At 58.8% G+C, this 21,689-nt stretch carries 19 protein-coding genes and 2 pseudogenes; 14 read left to right on the top strand and 7 right to left on the bottom strand.

What is annotated here, in order from left to right:
• Positions 1–361: 361 nt before the first annotated feature.
• The 13 genes from DW49_RS0113580 (at position 362) to nuoN (ending at position 15,314) form a co-directional block, all read left to right on the top strand.
• Positions 362–775 carry an NADH-quinone oxidoreductase subunit A gene (locus DW49_RS0113580; protein ID WP_002554011.1) on the top strand — a complete coding sequence of 138 codons (414 nt, stop codon included), beginning with the start codon at positions 362–364 and terminating at the stop codon, positions 773–775.
• A gap of 10 nt (positions 776–785) precedes the next feature.
• The gene (locus tag DW49_RS0113575; RefSeq protein WP_002554012.1) at positions 786–1,460 is read left to right on the top strand and encodes a NuoB/complex I 20 kDa subunit family protein; all 675 of its coding nucleotides are present in this window, start codon (positions 786–788) and stop codon (positions 1,458–1,460) included.
• Between the two features lie 74 nt (positions 1,461–1,534).
• Complete coding sequence (gene nuoC / locus DW49_RS0113570) at positions 1,535–3,316, top strand: NADH-quinone oxidoreductase subunit C/D (RefSeq protein WP_005619059.1); 1,782 nt, start codon at positions 1,535–1,537, stop codon at positions 3,314–3,316.
• A gap of 2 nt (positions 3,317–3,318) precedes the next feature.
• Positions 3,319–3,816: an NADH-quinone oxidoreductase subunit NuoE gene (gene nuoE / locus DW49_RS0113565; RefSeq protein ID WP_005619060.1), complete on the top strand. Its 498-nt coding sequence runs from the start codon at positions 3,319–3,321 to the stop codon at positions 3,814–3,816.
• Complete coding sequence (gene nuoF / locus DW49_RS0113560) at positions 3,813–5,171, top strand: NADH-quinone oxidoreductase subunit NuoF (RefSeq protein WP_024419870.1); 1,359 nt, start codon at positions 3,813–3,815, stop codon at positions 5,169–5,171. Before nuoE ends, nuoF begins: the two co-directional genes overlap by 4 nt.
• Positions 5,172–5,308: 137 nt before the next feature.
• Complete coding sequence (gene nuoG, locus DW49_RS0113555) at positions 5,309–8,026, top strand: NADH-quinone oxidoreductase subunit NuoG (protein WP_005619062.1); 2,718 nt, start codon at positions 5,309–5,311, stop codon at positions 8,024–8,026.
• The gene (nuoH, locus tag DW49_RS0113550; protein WP_005619063.1) at positions 8,023–9,030 is read left to right on the top strand and encodes an NADH-quinone oxidoreductase subunit NuoH; all 1,008 of its coding nucleotides are present in this window, start codon (positions 8,023–8,025) and stop codon (positions 9,028–9,030) included. Before nuoG ends, nuoH begins: the two co-directional genes overlap by 4 nt.
• Positions 9,031–9,041: 11 nt before the next feature.
• Complete coding sequence (gene nuoI, locus DW49_RS0113545; RefSeq protein WP_003380115.1) at positions 9,042–9,590, top strand: NADH-quinone oxidoreductase subunit NuoI; 549 nt, start codon at positions 9,042–9,044, stop codon at positions 9,588–9,590.
• Positions 9,591–9,600: 10 nt separating this feature from the next.
• Positions 9,601–10,110: an NADH-quinone oxidoreductase subunit J gene (nuoJ, locus tag DW49_RS0113540; protein WP_003380113.1), complete on the top strand. Its 510-nt coding sequence runs from the start codon at positions 9,601–9,603 to the stop codon at positions 10,108–10,110.
• The gene (nuoK, locus tag DW49_RS0113535; protein WP_003380111.1) at positions 10,107–10,415 is read left to right on the top strand and encodes an NADH-quinone oxidoreductase subunit NuoK; all 309 of its coding nucleotides are present in this window, start codon (positions 10,107–10,109) and stop codon (positions 10,413–10,415) included. Before nuoJ ends, nuoK begins: the two co-directional genes overlap by 4 nt.
• On the top strand, positions 10,412–12,265 hold the full coding sequence (gene nuoL, locus DW49_RS0113530) for an NADH-quinone oxidoreductase subunit L (protein WP_005619065.1): 1,854 nt from the start codon (positions 10,412–10,414) through the stop codon (positions 12,263–12,265). Before nuoK ends, nuoL begins: the two co-directional genes overlap by 4 nt.
• Before the next feature lie 39 nt (positions 12,266–12,304).
• Positions 12,305–13,837, top strand: a complete 1,533-nt coding sequence (gene nuoM, locus DW49_RS0113525; protein ID WP_005619067.1) for an NADH-quinone oxidoreductase subunit M — start codon at positions 12,305–12,307, stop codon at positions 13,835–13,837.
• A 7-nt stretch (positions 13,838–13,844) separates the two neighbouring features.
• Complete coding sequence (gene nuoN / locus DW49_RS0113520) at positions 13,845–15,314, top strand: NADH-quinone oxidoreductase subunit NuoN (protein ID WP_005619068.1); 1,470 nt, start codon at positions 13,845–13,847, stop codon at positions 15,312–15,314.
• A 56-nt stretch (positions 15,315–15,370) separates the two neighbouring features.
• On the opposite strand, the gene DW49_RS0113515 is transcribed toward nuoN, so the two are convergent.
• From DW49_RS0113515 to DW49_RS01000000128375, 7 genes and pseudogenes are all read right to left on the bottom strand, one after another.
• Positions 15,371–16,435 carry an AI-2E family transporter gene (locus DW49_RS0113515; RefSeq protein WP_003380104.1) on the bottom strand — a complete coding sequence of 355 codons (1,065 nt, stop codon included), beginning with the start codon at positions 16,433–16,435 and terminating at the stop codon, positions 15,371–15,373.
• Positions 16,436–16,593: 158 nt separating this feature from the next.
• On the bottom strand, positions 16,594–17,349 hold the full coding sequence (locus tag DW49_RS1000000134260) for a methyl-accepting chemotaxis protein (protein WP_375233984.1): 756 nt from the start codon (positions 17,347–17,349) through the stop codon (positions 16,594–16,596).
• 102 nt (positions 17,350–17,451) lie between these two features.
• Positions 17,452–18,183, bottom strand: a pseudogene (locus DW49_RS1000000134255) (cache domain-containing protein); the annotation flags it as partial.
• Positions 18,184–18,399: 216 nt separating this feature from the next.
• Entirely contained in the window at positions 18,400–19,719 is a 1,320-nt protein-coding gene (locus DW49_RS0113505) for a sensor histidine kinase (protein WP_024419872.1), read from the bottom strand.
• A complete protein-coding gene (locus DW49_RS0113500) occupies positions 19,716–20,384 on the bottom strand; it encodes a response regulator transcription factor (protein WP_003380100.1) in 669 nt (222 codons plus the stop codon). Before DW49_RS0113500 ends, DW49_RS0113505 begins: the two co-directional genes overlap by 4 nt.
• Positions 20,384–20,689 carry a PepSY domain-containing protein gene (locus DW49_RS0113495; protein ID WP_005619073.1) on the bottom strand — a complete coding sequence of 102 codons (306 nt, stop codon included), beginning with the start codon at positions 20,687–20,689 and terminating at the stop codon, positions 20,384–20,386. The genes DW49_RS0113500 and DW49_RS0113495 overlap by 1 nt, the downstream gene beginning before the upstream one ends.
• Positions 20,689–20,992 (bottom strand): annotated as a pseudogene (locus DW49_RS01000000128375) (PepSY domain-containing protein). Before DW49_RS01000000128375 ends, DW49_RS0113495 begins: the two are co-directional and overlap by 1 nt.
• Before the next feature lie 215 nt (positions 20,993–21,207).
• Between DW49_RS01000000128375 and queD the strand changes: the two are divergent.
• Complete coding sequence (gene queD / locus DW49_RS0113485; protein ID WP_005619075.1) at positions 21,208–21,564, top strand: 6-carboxytetrahydropterin synthase QueD; 357 nt, start codon at positions 21,208–21,210, stop codon at positions 21,562–21,564.
• The last annotated feature ends 125 nt before the right edge of the window (positions 21,565–21,689 follow it).

The following is a 21,689-nucleotide window of genomic DNA, read 5'->3' as shown; positions in this document are numbered from 1 at the left end:
AAATGACGCATGATTAAACGGTCGTCACTTGTAACGCAGCCTGTAACTAGGGCCCTACCCTCCCGTGAAGAACTATTAAAGGCGCTCAAATGATATCAATTATCATTCAAATTACCTTTAGGCCATTTTCGTGTTCCAGAAACATAATTAACGAAAACCCTGCTAATGCCCGCCCCACAGGCTCTGCAGAGGCTTGAAGGGCCGACCTGCGATTAATTCCTTGAATAAATTTGATGTAGAAAATTTACTTGCCAACTGTTTGCACATAAAATCAATTTGTTGACCGCACTGCGACATTTCGTCACTGCCTCGACTCTTTATCAAGCACAGAGACCTTTGCTCTCTAATAAGGACTGCCAGCATGCCCGAATCGACAGGTCTGATTGCCCATAATTGGGGCTTCGCCATTTTCCTTTTGGGTGTTGTCGGCCTTTGCGCCTTCATGCTCGGCCTGTCCAGCCTGCTCGGCAGCAAGGCTTGGGGCCGCAGCAAGAACGAACCTTTCGAATCCGGCATGCTGCCCACCGGCAGTGCGCGTCTGCGGCTCTCCGCAAAATTCTATCTGGTCGCGATGCTTTTCGTGATCTTTGACATCGAAGCCCTTTTTCTCTTTGCCTGGTCTGTGTCCGTCCGCGAAAGCGGCTGGACCGGATTCGTCGAAGCTCTCGTTTTCATAGCAATTCTGTTGGCAGGTCTTGTCTACCTATGGCGGGTTGGCGCTCTTGACTGGGCTCCTGAAGGTCGCCGTAATCGGCAAGCGAAGCTGAAACAATGAGGCTTTGGCGATGCAATATAATCTCACCAGGATCGACCCGGACGCTCCTAACGAGCAGTACCCCATCGGCAAGCGGGAAACCGTTTCCGATCCGTTAGAAGATCAAGTCCACAAAAACATCTACATGGGCAAGCTGGAAGACGTGCTGAATGGTGCGGTCAACTGGGGGCGTAAAAACTCCCTGTGGCCCTACAACTTCGGCCTGTCGTGCTGCTATGTAGAAATGACCACCGCCTTCACGGCGCCCCATGACATCGCGCGCTTTGGCGCCGAAGTCATCAGGGCATCGCCGCGGCAGGCGGATTTCATGGTTATCGCCGGTACCTGCTTCATCAAGATGGCGCCGATCATCCAGCGTCTCTACGAGCAAATGCTCGAACCCAAGTGGGTCATTTCCATGGGTTCGTGTGCCAACTCCGGTGGCATGTACGACATCTACTCAGTGGTCCAGGGGGTGGACAAATTCCTTCCCGTGGATGTCTACGTGCCCGGCTGCCCGCCCCGCCCCGAAGCTTTTCTGCAAGGCCTGATGCTGCTACAGGAATCCATCGGCAAGGAGCGTCGCCCTCTTTCCTGGGTCGTCGGCGATCAGGGCGTGTACCGCGCCGAGATGCCTTCGCAAAAGGAACAGCGCCGCGAACAGCGTATTCAGGTGACCAACCTGCGCAGCCCCGACGAAGTCTGATACAGCCCGTTCTTCTTATAAAAAAGACAGGAACCGGGGTTGATTCTGTACGTTGACCGAAGTGATTGAGACCTATGACTGCAGACAACGCTCTGTACATCCCGCCTTACAAGGCTGACGACCAAGATGTCGTCGTTGAACTGAACAACCGTTTTGGCGCCGAGGCCTTCACTGCCCAGCCGACGCGCACCGGCATGCCTGTGCTGTGGGTCGAGCGCGCCCGACTGTTCGAAATCCTGACGTTCCTGCGTAACGTGCCAAAGCCTTACTCCATGCTCTACGACCTGCATGGCGTGGACGAGCGTTTGCGCACCAATCGCCGGGGCCTGCCGGGTGCCGACTTCACCGTTTTCTATCACCTGCTGTCGATCGAACGAAACAGCGACGTGATGATCAAGGTAGCGCTGTCCGAAAGCGACCTGAGCGTGCCGACCATCACCAGCATCTGGCCGAATGCCAACTGGTACGAGCGCGAAGTCTGGGACATGTTCGGTATCGACTTCCCGGGCCACCCGCACCTGAGCCGCATCATGATGCCGCCGACCTGGGAAGGTCACCCGCTGCGCAAGGACTTCCCTGCCCGCGCAACCGAGTTCGACCCTTACAGCCTGACCCTCGCCAAACAGCAACTGGAAGAAGAAGCCGCGCGCTTCCGCCCGGAAGACTGGGGCATGAAACGTTCAGGCCAGAATGAGGATTACATGTTCCTCAACCTGGGGCCGAACCACCCTTCTGCTCACGGTGCATTCCGCATCATCCTGCAACTGGACGGCGAAGAAATCGTCGACTGCGTTCCGGACATCGGCTACCACCACCGTGGCGCCGAGAAAATGGCGGAGCGCCAGTCCTGGCACAGCTTCATCCCGTACACCGACCGTATCGATTACCTCGGCGGCGTGATGAACAACCTGCCGTACGTGCTATCGGTCGAGAAACTGGCGGGCATCAAGGTGCCGGAGAAAGTCGACGTCATCCGCATCATGATGGCCGAGTTCTTCCGTATCACCAGCCACCTGCTGTTCCTGGGCACCTACATCCAGGATGTGGGCGCCATGACGCCGGTGTTCTTCACGTTCACTGACCGCCAGAAAGCCTACACCGTGATCGAGGCCATTACCGGCTTCCGCCTGCATCCGGCCTGGTATCGCATCGGCGGGGTTGCTCACGACCTGCCACGCGGCTGGGAAAAACTGGTCAAGGACTTCGTCGACTGGCTGCCAAAGCGCCTCGACGAATACACCAAGGCCGCTTTGCAGAACAGCATTCTCAAAGGCCGTACCGTCGGCGTCGCTGCCTACAACACCAAAGAGGCCCTGGAATGGGGCGTCACCGGTGCAGGCCTGCGTTCCACCGGCTGCGACTTCGACTTGCGCAAGGCCCGTCCTTACTCGGGCTACGAGAATTTCGAGTTCGAAGTACCGCTTGCCGCGAACGGCGATGCCTATGACCGCTGCATGGTCCGCGTCGAAGAGATGCGCCAGAGCATCAAGATCATTGATCAATGCATGCGCAACATGCCGGAAGGTCCGTACAAGGCGGATCACCCGCTGACGACCCCGCCGCCGAAAGAGCGCACGCTGCAACACATCGAAACCCTGATCACGCACTTCCTGCAGGTTTCGTGGGGTCCGGTCATGCCGGCCAACGAATCCTTCCAGATGATCGAAGCGACCAAGGGTATCAACAGCTATTACCTGACGAGCGACGGCGGCACCATGAGCTACCGTACCCGGATACGCACCCCAAGTTTCCCGCACCTGCAGCAGATCCCTTCGGTGATCCAGGGCAGCATGGTCGCGGACTTGATCGCGTATCTGGGTAGTATCGATTTCGTTATGGCCGACGTGGACCGCTAAGCATGAATAGCCCGCTGATTCAGACTGACCGTTTCGTCTTGAGCGAAACCGAGCGCTCGGCCATCGAGCACGAGTTGCACCACTACGAGGACCCGCGTGCGGCGTCCATCGAAGCCCTGAAAATCGTTCAGAAGGAACGTGGCTGGGTGCCCGACGGCGCCATCTACGCCATTGGCGATATGCTGGGCATACCTGCCAGCGACGTCGAAGGCGTTGCCACCTTCTATAGTCAGATCTTCCGCCAACCTGTTGGGCGGCACATCATTCGCGTCTGCAATAGCATGGTGTGCTTCATTGGCGGCCACGAAAACGTGGTGGACGAGATCAAGACCTCGCTGGGCATCGGCCTGGGGCAAACCACCGCTGACGGTCGTTTCACGTTGCTGCCGGTCTGCTGCCTGGGCAACTGCGACAAAGCCCCGGCCGTAATGGTCGATGACGACACTTTCGGCGATGTACAGCCTGCTACCGTTGCCAAGATGCTGGAGGGTTACCTATGACCATCACGTCCTTCGGCCCTGCCAACCGCATTGCGCGCACGGCAGAAACCCATCCGCTGACCTGGCGTCTGCGCGATGACGGCGAGCCGGTCTGGCTCGACGAGTACCAGACCAAAGACGGCTATGCGGCGGCGCGCAAGGCGCTGACTCAGCAGGCGCCTGACGATATCGTTCAGTCGGTCAAGGACTCCGGCCTCAAGGGTCGCGGCGGTGCGGGCTTCCCCACTGGCGTGAAGTGGGGCCTGATGCCCAAAGACGAATCCATGAACATCCGCTACCTGCTGTGCAACGCGGACGAGATGGAGCCCAACACCTGGAAAGACCGCATGCTGATGGAGCAACTGCCCCATCTGCTGGTCGAGGGCATGCTGATCAGCGCCCGCGCCTTGAAGGCCTATCGCGGCTACATCTTTCTGCGTGGCGAATACGTGACGGCTGCGAAGCACTTGAACCGCGCCGTGGCCGAAGCCAAGGCTGCAGGTTTGCTGGGCAAGAACATTCTTGGCACCGGCTTCGATTTCGAGCTGTTCGTGCACACCGGCGCCGGTCGTTACATTTGCGGTGAAGAAACCGCACTGATCAACTCGCTGGAAGGTCGCCGCGCCAACCCGCGCTCCAAGCCGCCCTTCCCTGCTGCGGTAGGCGTCTGGGGCAAGCCGACCTGTGTCAACAACGTCGAAACCCTGTGCAACGTGCCAGCCATCGTCAACAACGGCAACGACTGGTACAAATCGCTGGCGCGCGAAGGCAGTGAAGATCACGGCACCAAGCTGATGGGCTTCTCCGGTAAGGTTAAAAACCCTGGCCTGTGGGAGCTGCCGTTTGGTGTTCAGGCTCGCGAATTGTTCGAAGACTATGCCGGCGGCATGCGCGACGGCTTCACGCTCAAGTGCTGGCAGCCCGGCGGTGCAGGGACTGGTTTCCTGCTGCCGGAGCATCTGGACGCGCAGATGTACGCAGGCGGTATCGCCAAGGTTGGCACCCGGATGGGCACAGGCCTGGCAATGGCCGTCGACGACTCGGTCAACATGGTATCGCTGCTGCGCAACATGGAAGAGTTCTTCGCTCAGGAGTCCTGTGGCTTCTGCACCCCATGTCGCGATGGCCTGCCATGGAGCGTGAAAATACTGCGTGCCATCGAGAACGGTCATGGCCAGCCGGGTGATATCGACACCCTGCTGGGCCTGGTCAACTTCCTTGGCCCTGGCAAGACGTTCTGTGCTCATGCACCAGGTGCCGTTGAGCCGTTGGGCAGTGCGATCAAGTATTTCCGTTCGGAGTTCGAAGCCGGTATTGCGCCCGCCAGCGCAGCCACGCTTGTTCCGGGTAAAAGTCCGACCGTGGTCGGCGCATAACAAGACACACCGGTCGGCGGCTGTTCGGGCCGCCGTCCTCGTACCTGCTGACGCCCTCGCGGGCTGAACGATACGGGTACTACCGAGATTCCATTAGCCACGCCCGCTGACAACGGGCCAACGAAGACCTTTGAACCATGGCTACTATCCACGTAGACGGCAAAGCGCTCGAAGTCGATGGCGCAGACAACCTGTTACAGGCATGTCTGTCGCTGGGCCTCGACATCCCTTATTTCTGCTGGCACCCCGCCCTTGGCAGCGTTGGCGCCTGTCGCCAGTGCGCGGTCAAGCAGTACACCGACGAGAACGATACCCGTGGTCGTATCGTCATGTCCTGCATGACGCCAGCCACCGACAACACCTGGATCTCCATCGAAGATGATGAATCCAAGGCCTTCCGTGCCAGTGTCGTCGAATGGCTGATGACCAACCACCCGCACGACTGCCCGGTCTGTGAGGAAGGCGGTCACTGCCATCTGCAAGACATGACTGTGATGACCGGCCACAACGAGCGCCGTTATCGCTTCACCAAGCGTACCCACCAGAATCAGGAACTGGGTCCGTTCATCGCGCACGAGATGAACCGCTGCATCGCCTGTTATCGCTGTGTGCGCTTCTATAAAGACTACGCTGGCGGCACCGATCTGGGCGTTTACGGCGCGCACGACAACGTGTACTTCGGCCGCGTCGAAGACGGCACGCTGGAAAGCGAGTTTTCCGGCAACCTCACCGAGGTCTGTCCGACCGGTGTGTTCACCGACAAGACTCACTCCGAGCGCTACAACCGCAAGTGGGACATGCAGTTTTCACCGAGCATCTGCCACGGCTGCTCCAGCGGCTGCAACATCAGCCCGGGCGAACGTTACGGTGAACTGCGCCGCATCGAAAACCGCTACAACGGTTCGGTCAACCAGTACTTCCTGTGCGACCGTGGCCGTTTTGGCTATGGCTATGTCAACCGCACCGACCGTCCACGTCAGCCGCTGCTGGCCGACGGCCAGGTCAAACTGAGCCTGGATGAAGCCCTGGACAAGGCTGCAGACCTGTTGCGCGGTCGTAACATTGTCGGCATCGGCTCGCCTCGCGCCAGCCTGGAAAGCAACTACGCACTGCGTGAACTGGTCGGTGCCGAACACTTCTACAGCGGCATCGAAGCGGGTGAGCTGGAACGTGTGCGCCTGATCCTCAAGGTGCTCAACGACAGCCCGCTGCCGATTCCGACCCTGCGTGACATCGAAGATCACGACGCCATTTTCGTCCTCGGCGAAGACCTGACCCAGACCGCAGCGCGCATGGCGCTTGGCTTGCGTCAGGCGGTCAAGGGCAAGGCAGAAGACATGGCGGCGGCGATGAAAGTCCAGCCGTGGCTCGATGCTGCCGTTAAGAACATCGGTCAGCACGAACTGAACCCGCTGTTCATCGCAAGCCTGGCTGAAACCCGACTCGACGACATCGCAGAAGAATGTGTCCACGCCGCGCCGGATGACCTCGCGCGCATCGGCTTTGCGGTTGCCCACGCACTGGATGCCAGCGCACCGGCCGTCGAAGGCCTGGACAGCGAGGCGCTGGAACTGGCGCAGCGTATTGCCAATGCCCTGCTTGCTGCCAAACGTCCGCTGATCATTTCCGGCAGTTCGCTGGGTTCGACAGCGCTGATCGAAGCGGCGGCAAACATTGCCAAGGCCTTGAAGCTCCGCGACAAGCAAGGTTCCATCAGCCTGATCGTCCCGGAAGCCAACAGCATGGGGCTGGCAATGTTCGGTGGCGACTCTGTCGATGCCGCCCTGCAAGCAGTGATTTCAGGTCAGGCCGACGCCATCGTAGTGCTGGAAAACGATCTGTATCGCCGTGTAGACGCCAAAATCGTCGACGCTGCGCTGAGCGCGGCCAAAGTCGTGATCGTCGCCGACCATCAGAAAACCCCGACCAGTGATCGTGCGCACCTGGTTCTGCCGGCTGCCAGCTTCGCTGAAGGCGATGGCACGCTGGTAAGCCAGGAAGGCCGCGCCCAGCGCTTCTTCCAGGTGTTCGATCCGACCTACCTGGATGCCAGCATTCTGGTTCACGAAGGCTGGCGCTGGCTGCACGCCCTGCGCGCGACCTTGCTGAACAAGCCGGTTGACTGGACGCAACTCGATCACGTCACCGAAGCCTGTGCTGGCAGCACTGCGCAACTGGCCGGTATCGTCAACGCTGCACCGTCTGCCTCGTTCCGTATCAAGGGCCTGAAGCTGGCTCGAGAACCGCTGCGTTACAGCGGTCGTACGGCCATGCGCGCTAACATCAGCGTGCATGAGCCTCGCACCTCGCAAGACAACGACACCGCATTCTCTTTCTCGATGGAAGGGTATTCGGGGTCGGCCGAACCGCGCCAGCAAGTACCATTCGCCTGGTCTCCGGGCTGGAACTCGCCGCAGGCCTGGAACAAGTTCCAGGACGAAGTCGGTGGTCATCTGCGCGCTGGCGATCCGGGCACACGCCTGATCGAAAGCCAGGGCGATGGCCTCTCGTGGTTCTCCAGCGTGCCACGCGCGTTCTCTCCGGAGCGCGGTACCTGGCAGGTCGTGCCGTTCTTCCACCTGTTCGGCAGCGACGAAACCTCGTCCCTGGCCGCGCCGGTTCAGGAGCGCATTCCGCAGCCTTACGTGGCACTGGCCAAGTCCGAAGCCGATCGTCTGGGCGTCAACGAAGGTGCCCTGCTCTCCCTGAGCATTGCGGGCCAATCGCTGACACTGCCACTGCGCATCAACGAAGAGCTGGGTTCGGGTCTGGTGGCATTGCCAGTCGGGTTGCCGGGCATTTCGCCAGCACTCTTCGGCAAATCCGTTGACGGTCTGCAGGAGGCAGCGCAATGACCTGGTTTACCCCTGATGTGATCGACGCAATCATTGCGGCCGTCAAAGCCATTGTCGTGCTGCTGGCCGTTGTGGTCTGCGGCGCGCTGCTGAGCTTTGTGGAACGTCGTCTGCTGGGCTGGTGGCAGGACCGTTATGGTCCGAACCGCGTCGGCCCGTTCGGCATGTTCCAGATCGCAGCTGACATGTTGAAAATGTTCTTCAAGGAAGACTGGAACCCGCCGTTTGCCGACAAAGTGATCTTCACCCTGGCACCGGTCGTGGCCATGAGCGCCTTGCTGATTCCCTTTGCGGTCATCCCGATCACCCCGACCTGGGGCGTGGCGGACCTGAACATCGGCCTGCTGTTCTTCTTCGCCATGGCCGGTCTGTCGGTGTATGCCGTACTGTTCGCGGGCTGGTCGAGCAACAACAAGTTTGCCCTGCTGGGCAGCTTGCGCGCCTCGGCGCAAACCGTGTCCTACGAAGTGTTCATGGGCCTGGCGCTGATGGGCATTGTGGTTCAGGTCGGCTCGTTCAACATGCGCGACATCGTTGAGTATCAGGCGCAGAACCTGTGGTTCATCATTCCGCAGTTCTTCGGCTTCTGTACCTTCTTAATCGCAGGCGTCGCGGTGACTCACCGTCACCCGTTCGACCAACCGGAAGCCGAGCAGGAACTGGCTGATGGCTACCACATTGAATATGCCGGCATGAAATGGGGCATGTTCTTCGTGGGCGAGTACATCGGGATCATCCTGATCTCGGCGCTGCTGGTCACGCTGTTCTTCGGTGGCTGGCATGGTCCGTTCGATATTCTGCCATCGCTTGCGTTCTTCTGGTTCGCCTTGAAAACCGCGTTCTTCATCATGCTGTTCATTTTGCTGCGCGCTTCCATTCCGCGCCCGCGCTATGACCAGGTCATGGATTTCAGCTGGAAGTTCTGTCTGCCGCTGACCCTGATCAATTTGCTGGTGACTGCTGCGATTGTGTTGTTGAACACGCCGGCAGGCTCGGTTCAGTGAGGATTTGACCCATGTTCAAATATATTGGCGACATCGTTAAGGGTACTGGTACCCAGTTGCGCAGCATGGTGATGGTGTTCGGTCACGGCTTCCGCAAACGCGACACCCTGCAATACCCCGAAGAACAGGTCTACCTGCCACCACGTTATCGTGGCCGTATCGTTCTGACCCGCGACCCTGATGGCGAAGAACGCTGCGTGGCCTGCAACCTGTGCGCCGTGGCCTGCCCGGTGGGTTGTATTTCACTGCAAAAGGCCGAGACAGAGGACGGGCGCTGGTATCCGGACTTTTTCCGTATCAACTTCTCGCGCTGCATTTTCTGTGGCCTGTGCGAAGAAGCCTGCCCGACTACCGCAATCCAGCTTACGCCGGACTTTGAGATGGCCGACTTCAAGCGTCAGGATCTGGTGTACGAGAAGGAAGATCTGCTGATCTCCGGTCCCGGCAAGAACCCTGACTACAACTTCTATCGCGTGGCCGGTATGGCCATCGGCGGCAAGCCCAAGGGCGCCGCACAGAATGAAGCCGAGCCGATCAACGTCAAGAGCTTGCTGCCTTAAGGAAGTAAAGATGGAATTCGCTTTCTACTTCGCATCCGGAATCGCTGTCGTGTCCACCCTGCGGGTGATCACCAACACCAATCCGGTGCATGCCCTGCTCTACCTGATCATTTCGCTGATCGCTGTAGCCATGACCTTTTTCAGCCTCGGCGCGCCATTTGCCGGGGTACTGGAAGTGATCGCCTATGCCGGCGCGATCATGGTCCTGTTCGTCTTCGTGGTCATGATGCTGAACCTGGGCCCAGCCTCGGTTCAGCAGGAGCGCGCCTGGCTCAAACCCGGCATCTGGATTGGTCCGGTGATTCTCGGCACGCTGTTGCTGGCCGAGCTGCTGTACGTACTGTTCGCCAATCCGACCGGCGCTGCCATCGGTCACACCACGGTCGACGCCAAGGCGGTCGGCATCAGCCTGTTCGGGCCTTATCTGCTGGTGGTGGAACTCGCCTCGATGCTGCTGCTCGCTGCAGCCATCACGGCATTCCATCTGGGCCGCAACGAGGCCAAGGAGCCAAGCCAATGAATGCTATCCCTCTTGAACACGGTCTGGCAGTCGCCGGGGTCCTGTTCTGCCTGGGTCTGGTCGGCCTGATGGTGCGCCGCAACATTCTCTTTGTGTTGATGAGCCTGGAAATCATGATGAACGCCGCTGCTCTGGCGTTTGTAGTTGCCGGCAGTCGCTGGGCGCAACCGGATGGGCAGGTCATGTTCATCCTGGTGATCAGCCTTGCGGCAGCCGAGGCCAGTATCGGCCTGGCGATCCTGATGCAACTGTATCGCCGCTTCCACACTCTCGATATCGATGCTGCCAGCGAGATGCGCGGATGAATCTTCTCTTTCTGACTTTCGTATTCCCCCTCATCGGCTTTCTGTTGCTGTCGTTCTCTCGCGGACGCATCTCGGAAAACCTAGCGGCGCTGATTGGCGTCGGTTCCATCGGCCTGTCAGCCATCGTCACGGCCTGGGTCATCTGGCAATTCAATGTCGCGCCGCCAGAAGGTGGTCACTACACCCAAGTGCTGTGGCGCTGGATGGACGTTGATGGCTTCCAGCCCAACTTTGCGCTGTATCTGGACGGTTTGTCCGTCACGATGCTGGGCGTGGTGGTTGGCGTCGGCTTTCTGATCCACCTGTTTGCGTCCTGGTACATGCGCGGCGAGGCCGGTTACTCGCGCTTCTTCGCTTACACCAACCTGTTCATTGCCAGCATGCTGTTCCTGATTCTGGGCGACAACCTGCTGTTCCTTTACTTCGGTTGGGAAGGCGTGGGCCTGTGCAGCTACCTGTTGATCGGTTTCTATTACAGCAACCGCAACAACGGTAACGCAGCACTCAAGGCGTTTATCGTGACGCGAATCGGCGACGTGTTCATGGCCATCGGCCTGTTCATCCTGTTCCAGCAGTTGGGCACACTCAACGTGCAGGAACTGCTGGTCAAGGCACCGGAACACTTCAAGGTCGGCGATTTCTGGATCGTACTGGCAACGCTAATGTTGCTCGGTGGTGCTGTCGGCAAATCTGCACAGTTGCCGCTGCAAACCTGGCTGGCAGACGCGATGGCCGGTCCAACCCCGGTTTCGGCACTGATCCACGCAGCAACCATGGTTACCGCGGGCGTCTACCTGATCGCGCGGACTCATGGACTGTTCGCGCTGGCACCGGACATTCTGCACCTGGTCGGCATCGTGGGCGGCGTCACGCTGGTGCTGGCAGGTTTCGCAGCGCTGGTACAGACCGATATCAAGCGTATCCTCGCCTACTCGACCATGAGCCAGATCGGTTACATGTTCCTGGCGTTGGGCGTCGGTGCCTGGGAAGGCGCGATCTTCCACCTGATGACTCACGCTTTCTTCAAGGCTCTGTTGTTCCTTGCGTCCGGTGCGGTCATCGTTGCCTGCCACCACGAGCAGAACATCTTCAAGATGGGCGGCCTGTGGAAAAAACTGCCTCTGGCCTACGCCAGCTTCATCGTCGGTGGTGCTGCTCTGTCCGCCCTGCCGTTGCTGACTGCAGGTTTCTATTCCAAGGACGAGATCCTCTGGGAAGCGTTTGCCAGCGGTAACAACGGCTTGCTGTATGCCGGTCTGGCGGGTGCATTCATGACCTCGCTGTACACCTTCCGCCTGATCTTCATTGCGTTCCACGGTGAAGCCAAAACCGAAGCGCACGCCGGTCACGGTATTGCCCACTGGTTGCCGCTGTCGGTGCTGATTGTGCTGTCGACGTTCATCGGTGCGCTGATCACCCCGCCACTGGCCGGTGTTCTGCCACAAAGCGTCGGGCACGCCGGTGGCGAAGCCAAGCACAGCCTGGAAATCGCCTCGGGTGCCATTGCCCTTGCCGGTATTCTGCTGGCCGCGTTGCTGTTTCTCGGCAAGCGTCGTCTGGCGACGGCTATCGCCAACAGCGGTCCGGGCCGTTTCCTATCGGCCTGGTGGTTCGCGGCCTGGGGCTTCGACTGGATCTACGACAAGCTGTTCGTCAAACCCTATCTGGCGATCAGTCATGTGCTGCGTAGCGATCCGTTCGACCGCACCATCGGCTTGATCCCACGTCTGGTCAAAGGCGGTCATGACACCATGAGCCGTACCGAGACCGGCCAGCTGCGTTGGTATGCTGCCTCGATCGCCGTGGGTGCCGTTCTGGTACTCGGTGCCGTCGTTCTGGTTGCGGTCTGACATGAACCTTGCGAATTTGCGAAAGGAATTGAGCCCGTCATGATTCTGCCTTGGCTAATCCTGATCCCCTTTATCGGCGGCCTGCTGTGCTGGCTGGGTGAGCGCTTCGGCTCTACCCTGCCGCGCTGGATCGCGCTGCTGACAATGACCCTCGAACTGGCCCTCGGCCTCTGGCTGTGGGCCACCGGTAACTTCGGTTACGCGCCGGTGCCCGGTGCAGATCCGACCTGGGCGCTGGAATTTCACCACCCGTGGATCACCCGCTTCGGTATCGACGTGCATCTGGCACTCGATGGCCTGTCGCTGTTGATGATCCTGCTGACCGGCCTGCTCGGCGTGTTGTCGGTACTGTGTTCGTGGAAAGAAATCCAGCGCAAGGTGGGTTTCTTCCACCTTAACCTGATGTGGATTCTGGGCGGCGTCGTCGGCGTGTTCCTGGCCATCGACCTGTTCATGTTCTTCTTCTTCTGGGAAATGATGCTGGTGCCGATGTATTTCCTCATCGCGCTCTGGGGTCATAGCTCGTCGGATGGCAAGAAGACACGTATCTACGCGGCGACCAAGTTCTTCATCTTCACTCAGGCCAGCGGCCTGATCATGCTGGTGGCGATTCTGGGTCTTGTACTGGTGCACTTCAATCAGACCGGCGTGATCACCTTTGCCTACGCCGACCTGTTGAAGACCAAACTGGCACCGGGTACTGAATACATTCTGATGCTGGGCTTCTTCATTGCCTTTGCGGTCAAGCTGCCGGTCGTGCCCCTGCACTCCTGGCTGCCGGACGCGCATGCTCAGGCACCCACTGCCGGCTCCGTCGACCTTGCGGGTATTCTGCTGAAGACTGCTGCCTACGGCCTGTTGCGGTTCGCACTGCCGTTGTTCCCGAACGCATCGGCCGAGTTCGCGCCAATTGCGATGGCACTGGGTCTGGTCGGTATCTTCTATGGTGCATTCCTGGCCTTCGCGCAGACCGATATCAAGCGTCTGATTGCGTTCTCCAGCGTGTCGCACATGGGCTTCGTATTGATCGGTATTTACTCCGGCAGCCAGCAAGCGCTGCAAGGCGTGCTGATCCAGATGATCGCTCACGGGCTGTCGGCCGCCGCGCTGTTCATCCTCAGCGGTCAGTTGTACGAGCGCCTGCATACCCGTGACATGCGCGAGATGGGCGGCCTGTGGTCGCGCATTGCCTACATCCCGGCCATCAGCCTGTTCTTTGCAGCCGCCTCTCTGGGTCTGCCGGGCACCGGCAACTTCGTCGGCGAGTTCCTGATTCTGCTGGGCAGCTTCGCCAGCGCGCCCTGGATCACGGCGATTGCCACCTCCGGTCTGGTGTTCGGTTCTGTCTACTCGCTGATCATGATCCACCGCGCCTACTTCGGCCCGGCAAAGTCCGACGAAGTTCTGAAAGGCATGGACGGACGGGAAATGATCATGGTGCTGGGCCTTGCCGTGTTGCTGGTCGTGTTGGGGGTTTTCCCGCAGCCGTTCCTCGACACATCGGCAGCGACCATGCACGGCGTGCAGCAATGGCTAGGCACTGCCTTCACTCAACTCGCTTCGGCCCGGTAAGAGCGCTATGGACCTGACGATTCAACACTTTATTGCGCTTGCGCCACTGCTGATCACCAGCCTCACCGTTGTTGTGGTGATGCTGGCGATTGCATGGCGCCGCAATCATTCGCAAACGTTCCTGCTTTCAGTAGCAGGCCTCAACCTGGCTCTTCTGTCGATTTACCCGGCGCTCAAAGTTGCGCCACTGGTGGTAACGCCACTGCTGCACATCGACAACTTCGCGTGCCTGTACATGGCGATCATTCTGGCCTCGACGCTGGCCTGCGTGACCATGGCGCACGCCTACCTGGGTGATGGCAAGGTTGGCTATCCGGGTAACCGTGAAGAGCTTTACCTGCTGATCCTGCTGGCCGCCGCCGGCGGTCTGGTGCTGGTCAGCGCTCAGCATCTGGCTGGCCTGTTCATTGGCCTGGAGTTGCTGTCGGTGCCGGTCTACGGGCTGGTGGCTTATGCTTTCTTCAACAAGCGCTCTCTGGAAGGCGGCATCAAGTACATGGTGCTGTCGGCCGCTGGCTCGGCATTTCTGCTGTTCGGCATGGCGTTGTTGTACGCAGAAGCGGGTTCTCTGAGCTTTGAGGGTATCGGCAAGGCCATCGCCGCTACCGGCATGCCGAGCCCGATCGCCACTGTCGGCCTGGGCATGATGGTTGTCGGCCTCGCCTTCAAACTGTCGCTGGTGCCGTTCCACCTGTGGACGCCAGACGTCTACGAAGGCGCCCCTGCTCAGGTCGCAGCGTTCCTGGCCACTGCGAGCAAGGTGGCGGTGTTTGCGGTACTGGTGCGTCTGTTCCAGATTTCTCCGGCGGCGAGCAGTGGTGTATTGCACGACGTGCTGGCAGTGATTGCTGTGGCGTCGATTCTGGTCGGCAACCTGCTGGCGCTGACCCAGACCAACCTCAAGCGTCTGCTGGGTTATTCGTCCATCGCGCACTTCGGTTACCTGATGATTGCGCTGGTGGCCAGCAAAGGCATGGCGGTCGAGGCGATTGGCGTCTATCTGGCGACCTACGTGCTGACCTCGCTGGGCAGCTTCGGCGTGATTACCATGATGTCTTCGCCTTACAGCGGACGTGATGCCGATGCGATGTTCGAATACCGCGGGCTGTTCTGGCGTCGGCCGTACCTGACCGCAGTCATGACCCTGATGATGTTGTCGCTGGCCGGTATTCCGCTCACTGCAGGCTTCATCGGCAAGTTCTACATCATTGCCACCGGCGTTGAATCACAACTGTGGTGGCTGATCGGAGCCTTGGTGATCGGCAGCGCAATTGGCGTCTTCTACTATCTGCGCGTCATGGTCACCATGTACCTGGTCGACAACAAGCTGCCGCGTCACGATGCAGCGATCAACTGGGCACAGCGTACTGGCGGCGTCATGCTGCTGGCGGTCGCGATCCTCACCTTCGTACTGGGTGTGTATCCACAACCGCTGCTCGATCTGGTGGTCAATGCCGGTCTGCACGCAGCAGGCTGATCATCCAGAAACAAAAAACCCTGCCATTGAGCAGGGTTTTTTTTGTCTCTGGAAAACTAGCCCGGCAGCTTCACCGGCTTCTTGGCGCCGCTGAACAATCCCCAGCTGGAAATGAACAGTGCAGCGATCAGAGGGCCGATCACAAAGCCGTTCAGCCCAAAGACCGACATGCCGCCCAAGGTGGAAATGAGGATCAGGTAGTCCGGCATCTTGGTGTCCTTGCCGACCAGAATCGGACGCAGCACGTTATCCACCAGGCCGATCACGAATACCCCGAACAATCCCAGCACCACGCCCTGCCAGATCATGCCGCTGAGCAGGAAGTAGAGAGCCACCGGCGCCCAGACAATCCCTGCACCGACTGCCGGCAACAGGGACAGGAAGGCCATGATCACCGCCCAGAGCAAGGCACTTGGAATATCCAGCGCCCAGAAGATGAAGCCGCCCAGCGCACCTTGCGTCACGGCGACCACTACGTTGCCTTTGACAGTGGCCCGAACCACTCGGGTGAACTTGAGCTGAAGACGACGCTTCTGCTGCTCGCCCAACGGGAAGGCAGTACGGATCTTGCGCACCAGCTCCTGCCCATCGCGCAGGAAGAAGTACAGCAGGTACAGCATGATGAACACGCTTACCACGAAATCGAACGTACCCTGCCCGAAGCTGAACGCTTGAGTTGCCAGGTACTGGCTGCCCTGCATGGCCCCTTTGGTGATCTTGTCGCGCAGACCTTCAAGGTCACCCATGCCCAAGCGGTCTAGCAATGCCTGAATGGAGTGCGGCAACAGGTTCTTGAACTCGGCCAGATAGCCGGCGATGTCCAGTTGCCCCGTTTCGACGTTCTTGTACAGCGTGGTGCCTTCCTGGACCAGCAACGCACTGATGACGATCACCGGCAGAATCGCGATGACCAGACAGATCGTCAGGGTGCACAGCGAGGTGAGATTGCGTGGCCAGTTGAACTTGATCTGCAACCTGCGCTGCACCGGCGCAAAGATGATTCCAAGGATGACTGCCCAGAACACTGCGCCGTAAAACGGCAACAGAATCCATATGAAGGCGATGCTCACCAGCACCAAAAGCAGAATGAGGGTTTTGTATTGCAACGTGGTTTCGTTCATGTCCTGTCCATGTCAGTAGACCGCGCATCGCGCCCGATCTAGAGCTTAGTCAGCACATCAACGTACGAGTGCCATCCGATGAAGGCAATGTGACGGCATCTGCATAAAAGGGGTAGAAATGGTCTGCGACAGGGCCTCGCGACCCTGTCACAAACGCCTCAAACGCGGAACTGTCCGACCAGCCGGTCAAGGCGCGAGCCCAGTTCGGCAAGACTGCGCGAGGTCTGCGCGCTCTGCCGGGTTTCATCGGCCACACTTTCGACTGCGCCGGCAATCTGATGAACGCTGCGATTGATTTCTTCGGCGACCGCAGTCTGCTCTTCGGCTGCGCTGGCAATCTGGGCGTTCATGGCATTGATCGTCGCGATCAATTCACCAATGGTCCCCAGCGACGTGCCGGCCTCGTTGGCTTGGGCGGAGGTGCCGTCACCCGCTTCGCTGGAACGGCGCATTGCGGTGACCGCTTCCTGAGTGCCCTGCTGCAAGCGATCTATCATGCTCTGGATTTCCTGAGTGCTTTGCTGGGTCCGGCTGGCCAGCGCCCTCACCTCATCGGCAACCACGGCAAACCCGCGACCGGCTTCGCCCGCTCTGGCGGCCTCAATGGCCGCGTTGAGTGCAAGCAGATTGGTCTGTTCGGCAATCGAGCGAATGACGCCCAGCACGCTGACGATAGAAGAAACGTCTTTTTGCAGCACATCGAGTGACGAGCCGCTTTTGCGAATGTCGTCCACCAGCGCATGGATCTGCTTGATGCTGCCATCGACCACACGCTTGGCGGCACGTCCCTGCTCATCGGTCTGCTGAGCGGCAACCGAAGCGCCTTGAGCGCTCTTGGCAACTTCCTGGGCAGCAGCCGACATCTCGTTGATCGCGGTGGCCACCTGATCGGTTTCGTGGCGCTGGCGGTCCATGGCGGTTTCCGAACGTTGAGCCTGTGCCGAGACCTCGCCCACCAGACCGTTGAGCTGTCCGGTCATCTCGGTTATCTGGCGGACCATGCCGTGTATCTTGTCGACGAAGCGGTTGAACGAACCGGCCAGATCGCCCAGCTCATCGTTACTGGTAATGGCCAGACGCCGGGTGAGGTCACCCTCACCTGCGGCAATGTCATCCAGATTGTTTTTCATCAGGCCAAGTGGCCGCAGCAGAGTACCGGTCAGCAGCATTCCTATGATGCCGATGACGACCAGCACCAGCGCGGTAATCCCCAGAATGCTGTAAAGCATCTCTTGCAGGCGTGCTTCAACGTTCTGCCTGACTGCGGCAACCTGAGCATCAATGCCGTCGATATTGACGGCAGAACCGATGACCAGATCCCATTTAGGCAGGTAATCGGTGTAGCCGATCTTGGGCACAGGATCGGTCTTGCCCGGCAATGCCGAGGAGTACATCACGTAGTGAGTGCCGGCCTTGCCGACTGCGACCAGCTCGCGGTTGATATAAACCCCGTTCGCATCCCGTGCATCAATGAAGCTTTTTCCCAGGCCATCAGGGCTGGTGCTTCGAAAGATGCGCACGACCTGTGAGTCGTAGCCGAAGAGATAACCGTCCTTGCCATAACTGACCGCAGAGAGCAGCTTGATGGCGTTGGCGCGCGCCGTTTCATCGCCGGGCGCTGCTGCATCGTAGAGTGGCTTGATAGCGGTCATGGCAATTGCGACGTAGTTCTGCAGCGTTGCCTTGGCCTCGGACAGCAGGCGCTCTCGCGTATCGCTGACCTCACGCTCGGCCTGCTTGTTCAACATGAATACCGTCGTGGCGCTGATCACCAGCGCAAACACCAGAACCGGCAGGACTGCCAGTGACAAAACCTTGGCTTTCAGACTGAGACGCATAGGATTGGCCTTGTGGTTATTTTTATAAGTCAGAGGTGCCTGTCAGGCTATCGGCACCGTCAGCCTGACATTAAGACCTGTCCTGCTTTTTTGTATGAAAGCTCCGAGAATTACAGAAAGAATACCTTAAGGAGCGGTACGTTCCGGCAGGTCAATACGCACACGAAGCCCACTGACGGGACTTTCCAGCAATTGCAGTTGACCACCCCAGGCTTCAACGATGTCGCGCACGATTCCCAGACCGAGTCCATGGCCGGTGATCTGCTCGTCAAGACGAGCGCCACGGCTGAAGACCTCTGCCCGTTGTGATTCGGGAATGCCGGGGCCGTCGTCGTCAATCAGCAGGCAGAACCCTTGCTCCTGACGCAGGATATTCAAACGCACCTCGCTATAGGCCCACTTGCAAGCGTTGTCCAGCAGGTTGCCCAGCAGCTCAAGAATGTCTTCACGGTCCCAAGGCAGGTACATACCGGGCTCGACATCATTGATCAACTGGAGATGGGCACCGTGAATCATGCCCAGCGTCGAGAAGAGCCCTGGCAGTTCGGTATCACAGTCAAAACGGGCTCCCGGCAACGCATCGCCGGAAAGACGCGCACGATTGAGCTCTCTCTCCAGACGCAGGCGAATGTTTTCCAGCTGGTCCTGCAACGTTTTGCGCAACGCGGGGTTGGCGTCCAGTTGCCCGCTGAGAGCGAGACTGAGCAAGACCGCTAGTGGCGTCTTCAGGGCGTGCCCGAGATTGCCCAGTGCATTACGTGACCGCTTGAGGCTGTCTTCGGTGTGCGCAAGCAAGTGGTTGATCTGGGCCACCAGCGGTTCAAGTTCAAGCGGTACCTGATTATCCAGTTGCGAACGCTGGCCTTGCTGGAGCTGGAAGATCTGCTCGCGAACGGTTTCCAGAGGCCGAAGCGCCCTGCGCACCGTAATGCGCTGCAGGACCAGCACCAGAATCAACGCGGCAAGCCCGAGCCCCAGACCTACCTGCTGCATAAGGCGAAAGCTTGCCCGGACTGGCGTGTAATCCTGCGCGACGGTGATTGAAATCTGCTTGCCGAACTTGCGGTACTCGCTGGTCAGCATCAGCAGCGACTGCCCGGTCTTGCCAAGCTCGAGGTTGGCGTGCAAACCCACACCGGGCTGAGGCAACTCGAAATCCCACAGCGAACGGGAGCGCCAATGGCCCTGTGGCAAGTCCATTCGAAAATAGTGGCCGGACAGCGGGCGCTGATAGGCACCCGACAAACGATGGTCATCCAGCTGCAGCCCGGCAGGGCCCCGAACCAGAGCGACCAGCAGGTTTTCGCTTTCATTGCGCAAACCTGACTCAAGGTAGCGCTGCAGACCCATTTCAAATAGCCACAGACTGGTCTGCGCCATGACCAGACCGACAACCACCATGACCGCAATCAGGCCGAGGCTCAACCGCCTTTGTATGGACTTCAACCTCCGGCTCCACCGTAAAGATAACCCTGGCCACGGCGCGTCTCGATCACCGCACGCCCTAGCTTGCGCCTCAGGTGATTGACGTGAACCTCGATGACGTTAGAGTCACGCTCGTTTTCACCGTCGTACAAATGCTCGGACAGATGGCTTTTGGAGAGGATCTGCCCAGGGTGGAGCATGAAGTAGCGCAGCAGACGAAACTCGGCAGACGTGAGCTGGATGTCGGCACCATCGCGACTGACGCACTGGCGCCCTTCGTCCAGATTGAGACCGGCAGACTCCAGCGTGGGCTGGTTGGCCATGCCATGCGAACGGCGCAGCAGCGCCTGAATACGCAATTGCAGCTCTTCAGGGTGGAAAGGTTTGGTCAGGTAGTCATCGGCACCGGCTTTCAGGCCTTCGATACGCTCCGCCCAAGAGCCTCTCGCCGTCAAAATCAGCACCGGTGTCGCCAGACCGTTACCACGCCATTGCTGCAGAACTTCGAGCCCCGGCATTCCTGGCAGGCCCAGGTCGAGCACAATAAGGTCGTAGGGCTCGCTTGCGCCCTGATAGACGGCATCACGCCCATCAGCCAGCCAGTCGACCGCATAGCCTTGTCGTCCCAGCGCAGCCAGCAGCTCATCCGCCAAGGGAACATGGTCTTCAACCAGTAACAGGCGCATCAATCTTCCTCGTCTTTCAGCAGTTTGCTGCTGCTCGCATCGAATTTGAGCTCGCGGACCACACCTTGCGGGGTCAACAATTCAAACTCGTAAACGTACATGTTGTTTTTCTCTTCAAGCTCGGCTTCCAGCAAGCGGGCACCCGGATGAAGCCTCAACGCGCGCTCGATGAACTGCTCGAGCGGAAGAATGACCCCGCGCTGCCGCAAACTGAGCGCTTCATCCTGATTCAGGTCTCTGGCGTACGCAAAAGAACAGCCCAGACTCAGACCAAGGATGGCACAGAGACGCTTGTCGACCTTCATTAGTTATCCTGATGATTCCTGTAGACTTGGCCTGTGGCGGCGTCTAATTCGAGAACCCACTCAATATCCTGCGCATCACGCAGCTCGACATTGTAAACGTACCTGCCGTATATGTTCTTGAGTTGTGTACCAATGATGCTCGCACCGGGGTGCTTGTGCTTTGGCATCAAGCCGTTCACTCGTCTGCAGCTTGCCCGTATCACTGAGACGCAACACCTCTTGCGGATCGATGCCACGCGCCTGGGTGACACTGGCAGCCATCACCATGGTCAGGGCCGCAAGCCGGGTTGTCAGCGTGTTCATTGTTTAGGAGGGTCCATAGCGGTCGATGCGTCTATGGCGTTTACCTTAAAGGGTGCAACTTAACTCAAGCTGAATCGGTCTGGCCGAGTGCCATCAAAAACACGCCAAAAAGGTCATTACGTCCAGGCCCTGCATGGCGTTTCAGGTCTTTGCTGTTAGACTCGACGCCTGCGTTTATCGCGTCAGCGATCGCCATTTTTCGGGGCCAATACACAGTGGAAATCTTCAAAGAGTTTACATTCGAGTCAGCACATCTTCTCCCCCACGTTCCAGAGGGGCATAAGTGTGGACGTCTGCACGGGCATTCGTTTCGTGTCGGCATTCATCTGGCTGGCAAGGTCGATCCTCATACAGGCTGGATCCGGGACTTCTCGGAAATCAAAGCTATTTTCAAACCGCTTTACGAGCGCCTTGACCATAACTACCTGAATGACATCCCAGGTCTTGAGAACCCGACCAGCGAAAACCTGGCGAAATGGATCTGGAATGAGTTGAAGCCATTGCTGCCTGAGCTATCGGCTATCCGTATTCACGAAACCTGCACCAGTGGATGTGAATACCGCGGGGACTGACAATCTCGGTAAATAAAAAACCACCTCGAAGGTGGTTTTTTTGTGCGTGCATTCTGGAAGACCTGCGGTATGTCACTGTCGCGAAGCGATGTGAAATATCAAACGCCATAAAAACAAAAACCCTC

It is taken from the genome of Pseudomonas avellanae BPIC 631 (assembly GCF_000444135.1).
GTDB classification, from domain to species: domain Bacteria; phylum Pseudomonadota; class Gammaproteobacteria; order Pseudomonadales; family Pseudomonadaceae; genus Aquipseudomonas; species Aquipseudomonas avellanae.
This window is presented reverse-complemented; position numbering and strand designations above follow the sequence as displayed.

What these genes read in the sequence shown, in the direction of transcription:
- DW49_RS0113500 (WP_003380100.1), bottom strand. Translation starts at nt 20,384, where the DNA reads ATGCGCCTGTTACTGGTTGAAGACCATGTTCCCTTGGCGGATGAGCTG.
- DW49_RS0113575 (WP_002554012.1), top strand. Translation starts at nt 786, where the DNA reads ATGCAATATAATCTCACCAGGATCGACCCGGACGCTCCTAACGAGCAG.
- nuoE (WP_005619060.1), top strand. Translation starts at nt 3,319, where the DNA reads ATGAATAGCCCGCTGATTCAGACTGACCGTTTCGTCTTGAGCGAAACC.
- nuoH (WP_005619063.1), top strand. Translation starts at nt 8,023, where the DNA reads ATGACCTGGTTTACCCCTGATGTGATCGACGCAATCATTGCGGCCGTC.
- DW49_RS0113580 (WP_002554011.1), top strand. Translation starts at nt 362, where the DNA reads ATGCCCGAATCGACAGGTCTGATTGCCCATAATTGGGGCTTCGCCATT.
- nuoG (WP_005619062.1), top strand. Translation starts at nt 5,309, where the DNA reads ATGGCTACTATCCACGTAGACGGCAAAGCGCTCGAAGTCGATGGCGCA.
- nuoJ (WP_003380113.1), top strand. Translation starts at nt 9,601, where the DNA reads ATGGAATTCGCTTTCTACTTCGCATCCGGAATCGCTGTCGTGTCCACC.
- nuoI (WP_003380115.1), top strand. Translation starts at nt 9,042, where the DNA reads ATGTTCAAATATATTGGCGACATCGTTAAGGGTACTGGTACCCAGTTG.
- nuoC (WP_005619059.1), top strand. Translation starts at nt 1,535, where the DNA reads ATGACTGCAGACAACGCTCTGTACATCCCGCCTTACAAGGCTGACGAC.
- nuoK (WP_003380111.1), top strand. Translation starts at nt 10,107, where the DNA reads ATGAATGCTATCCCTCTTGAACACGGTCTGGCAGTCGCCGGGGTCCTG.
- nuoN (WP_005619068.1), top strand. Translation starts at nt 13,845, where the DNA reads ATGGACCTGACGATTCAACACTTTATTGCGCTTGCGCCACTGCTGATC.
- nuoM (WP_005619067.1), top strand. Translation starts at nt 12,305, where the DNA reads ATGATTCTGCCTTGGCTAATCCTGATCCCCTTTATCGGCGGCCTGCTG.
- nuoL (WP_005619065.1), top strand. Translation starts at nt 10,412, where the DNA reads ATGAATCTTCTCTTTCTGACTTTCGTATTCCCCCTCATCGGCTTTCTG.
- nuoF (WP_024419870.1), top strand. Translation starts at nt 3,813, where the DNA reads ATGACCATCACGTCCTTCGGCCCTGCCAACCGCATTGCGCGCACGGCA.
- DW49_RS0113495 (WP_005619073.1), bottom strand. Translation starts at nt 20,689, where the DNA reads ATGAAGGTCGACAAGCGTCTCTGTGCCATCCTTGGTCTGAGTCTGGGC.
- DW49_RS0113515 (WP_003380104.1), bottom strand. Translation starts at nt 16,435, where the DNA reads ATGAACGAAACCACGTTGCAATACAAAACCCTCATTCTGCTTTTGGTG.
- DW49_RS1000000134260 (WP_375233984.1), bottom strand. Translation starts at nt 17,349, where the DNA reads ATGGACCGCCAGCGCCACGAAACCGATCAGGTGGCCACCGCGATCAAC.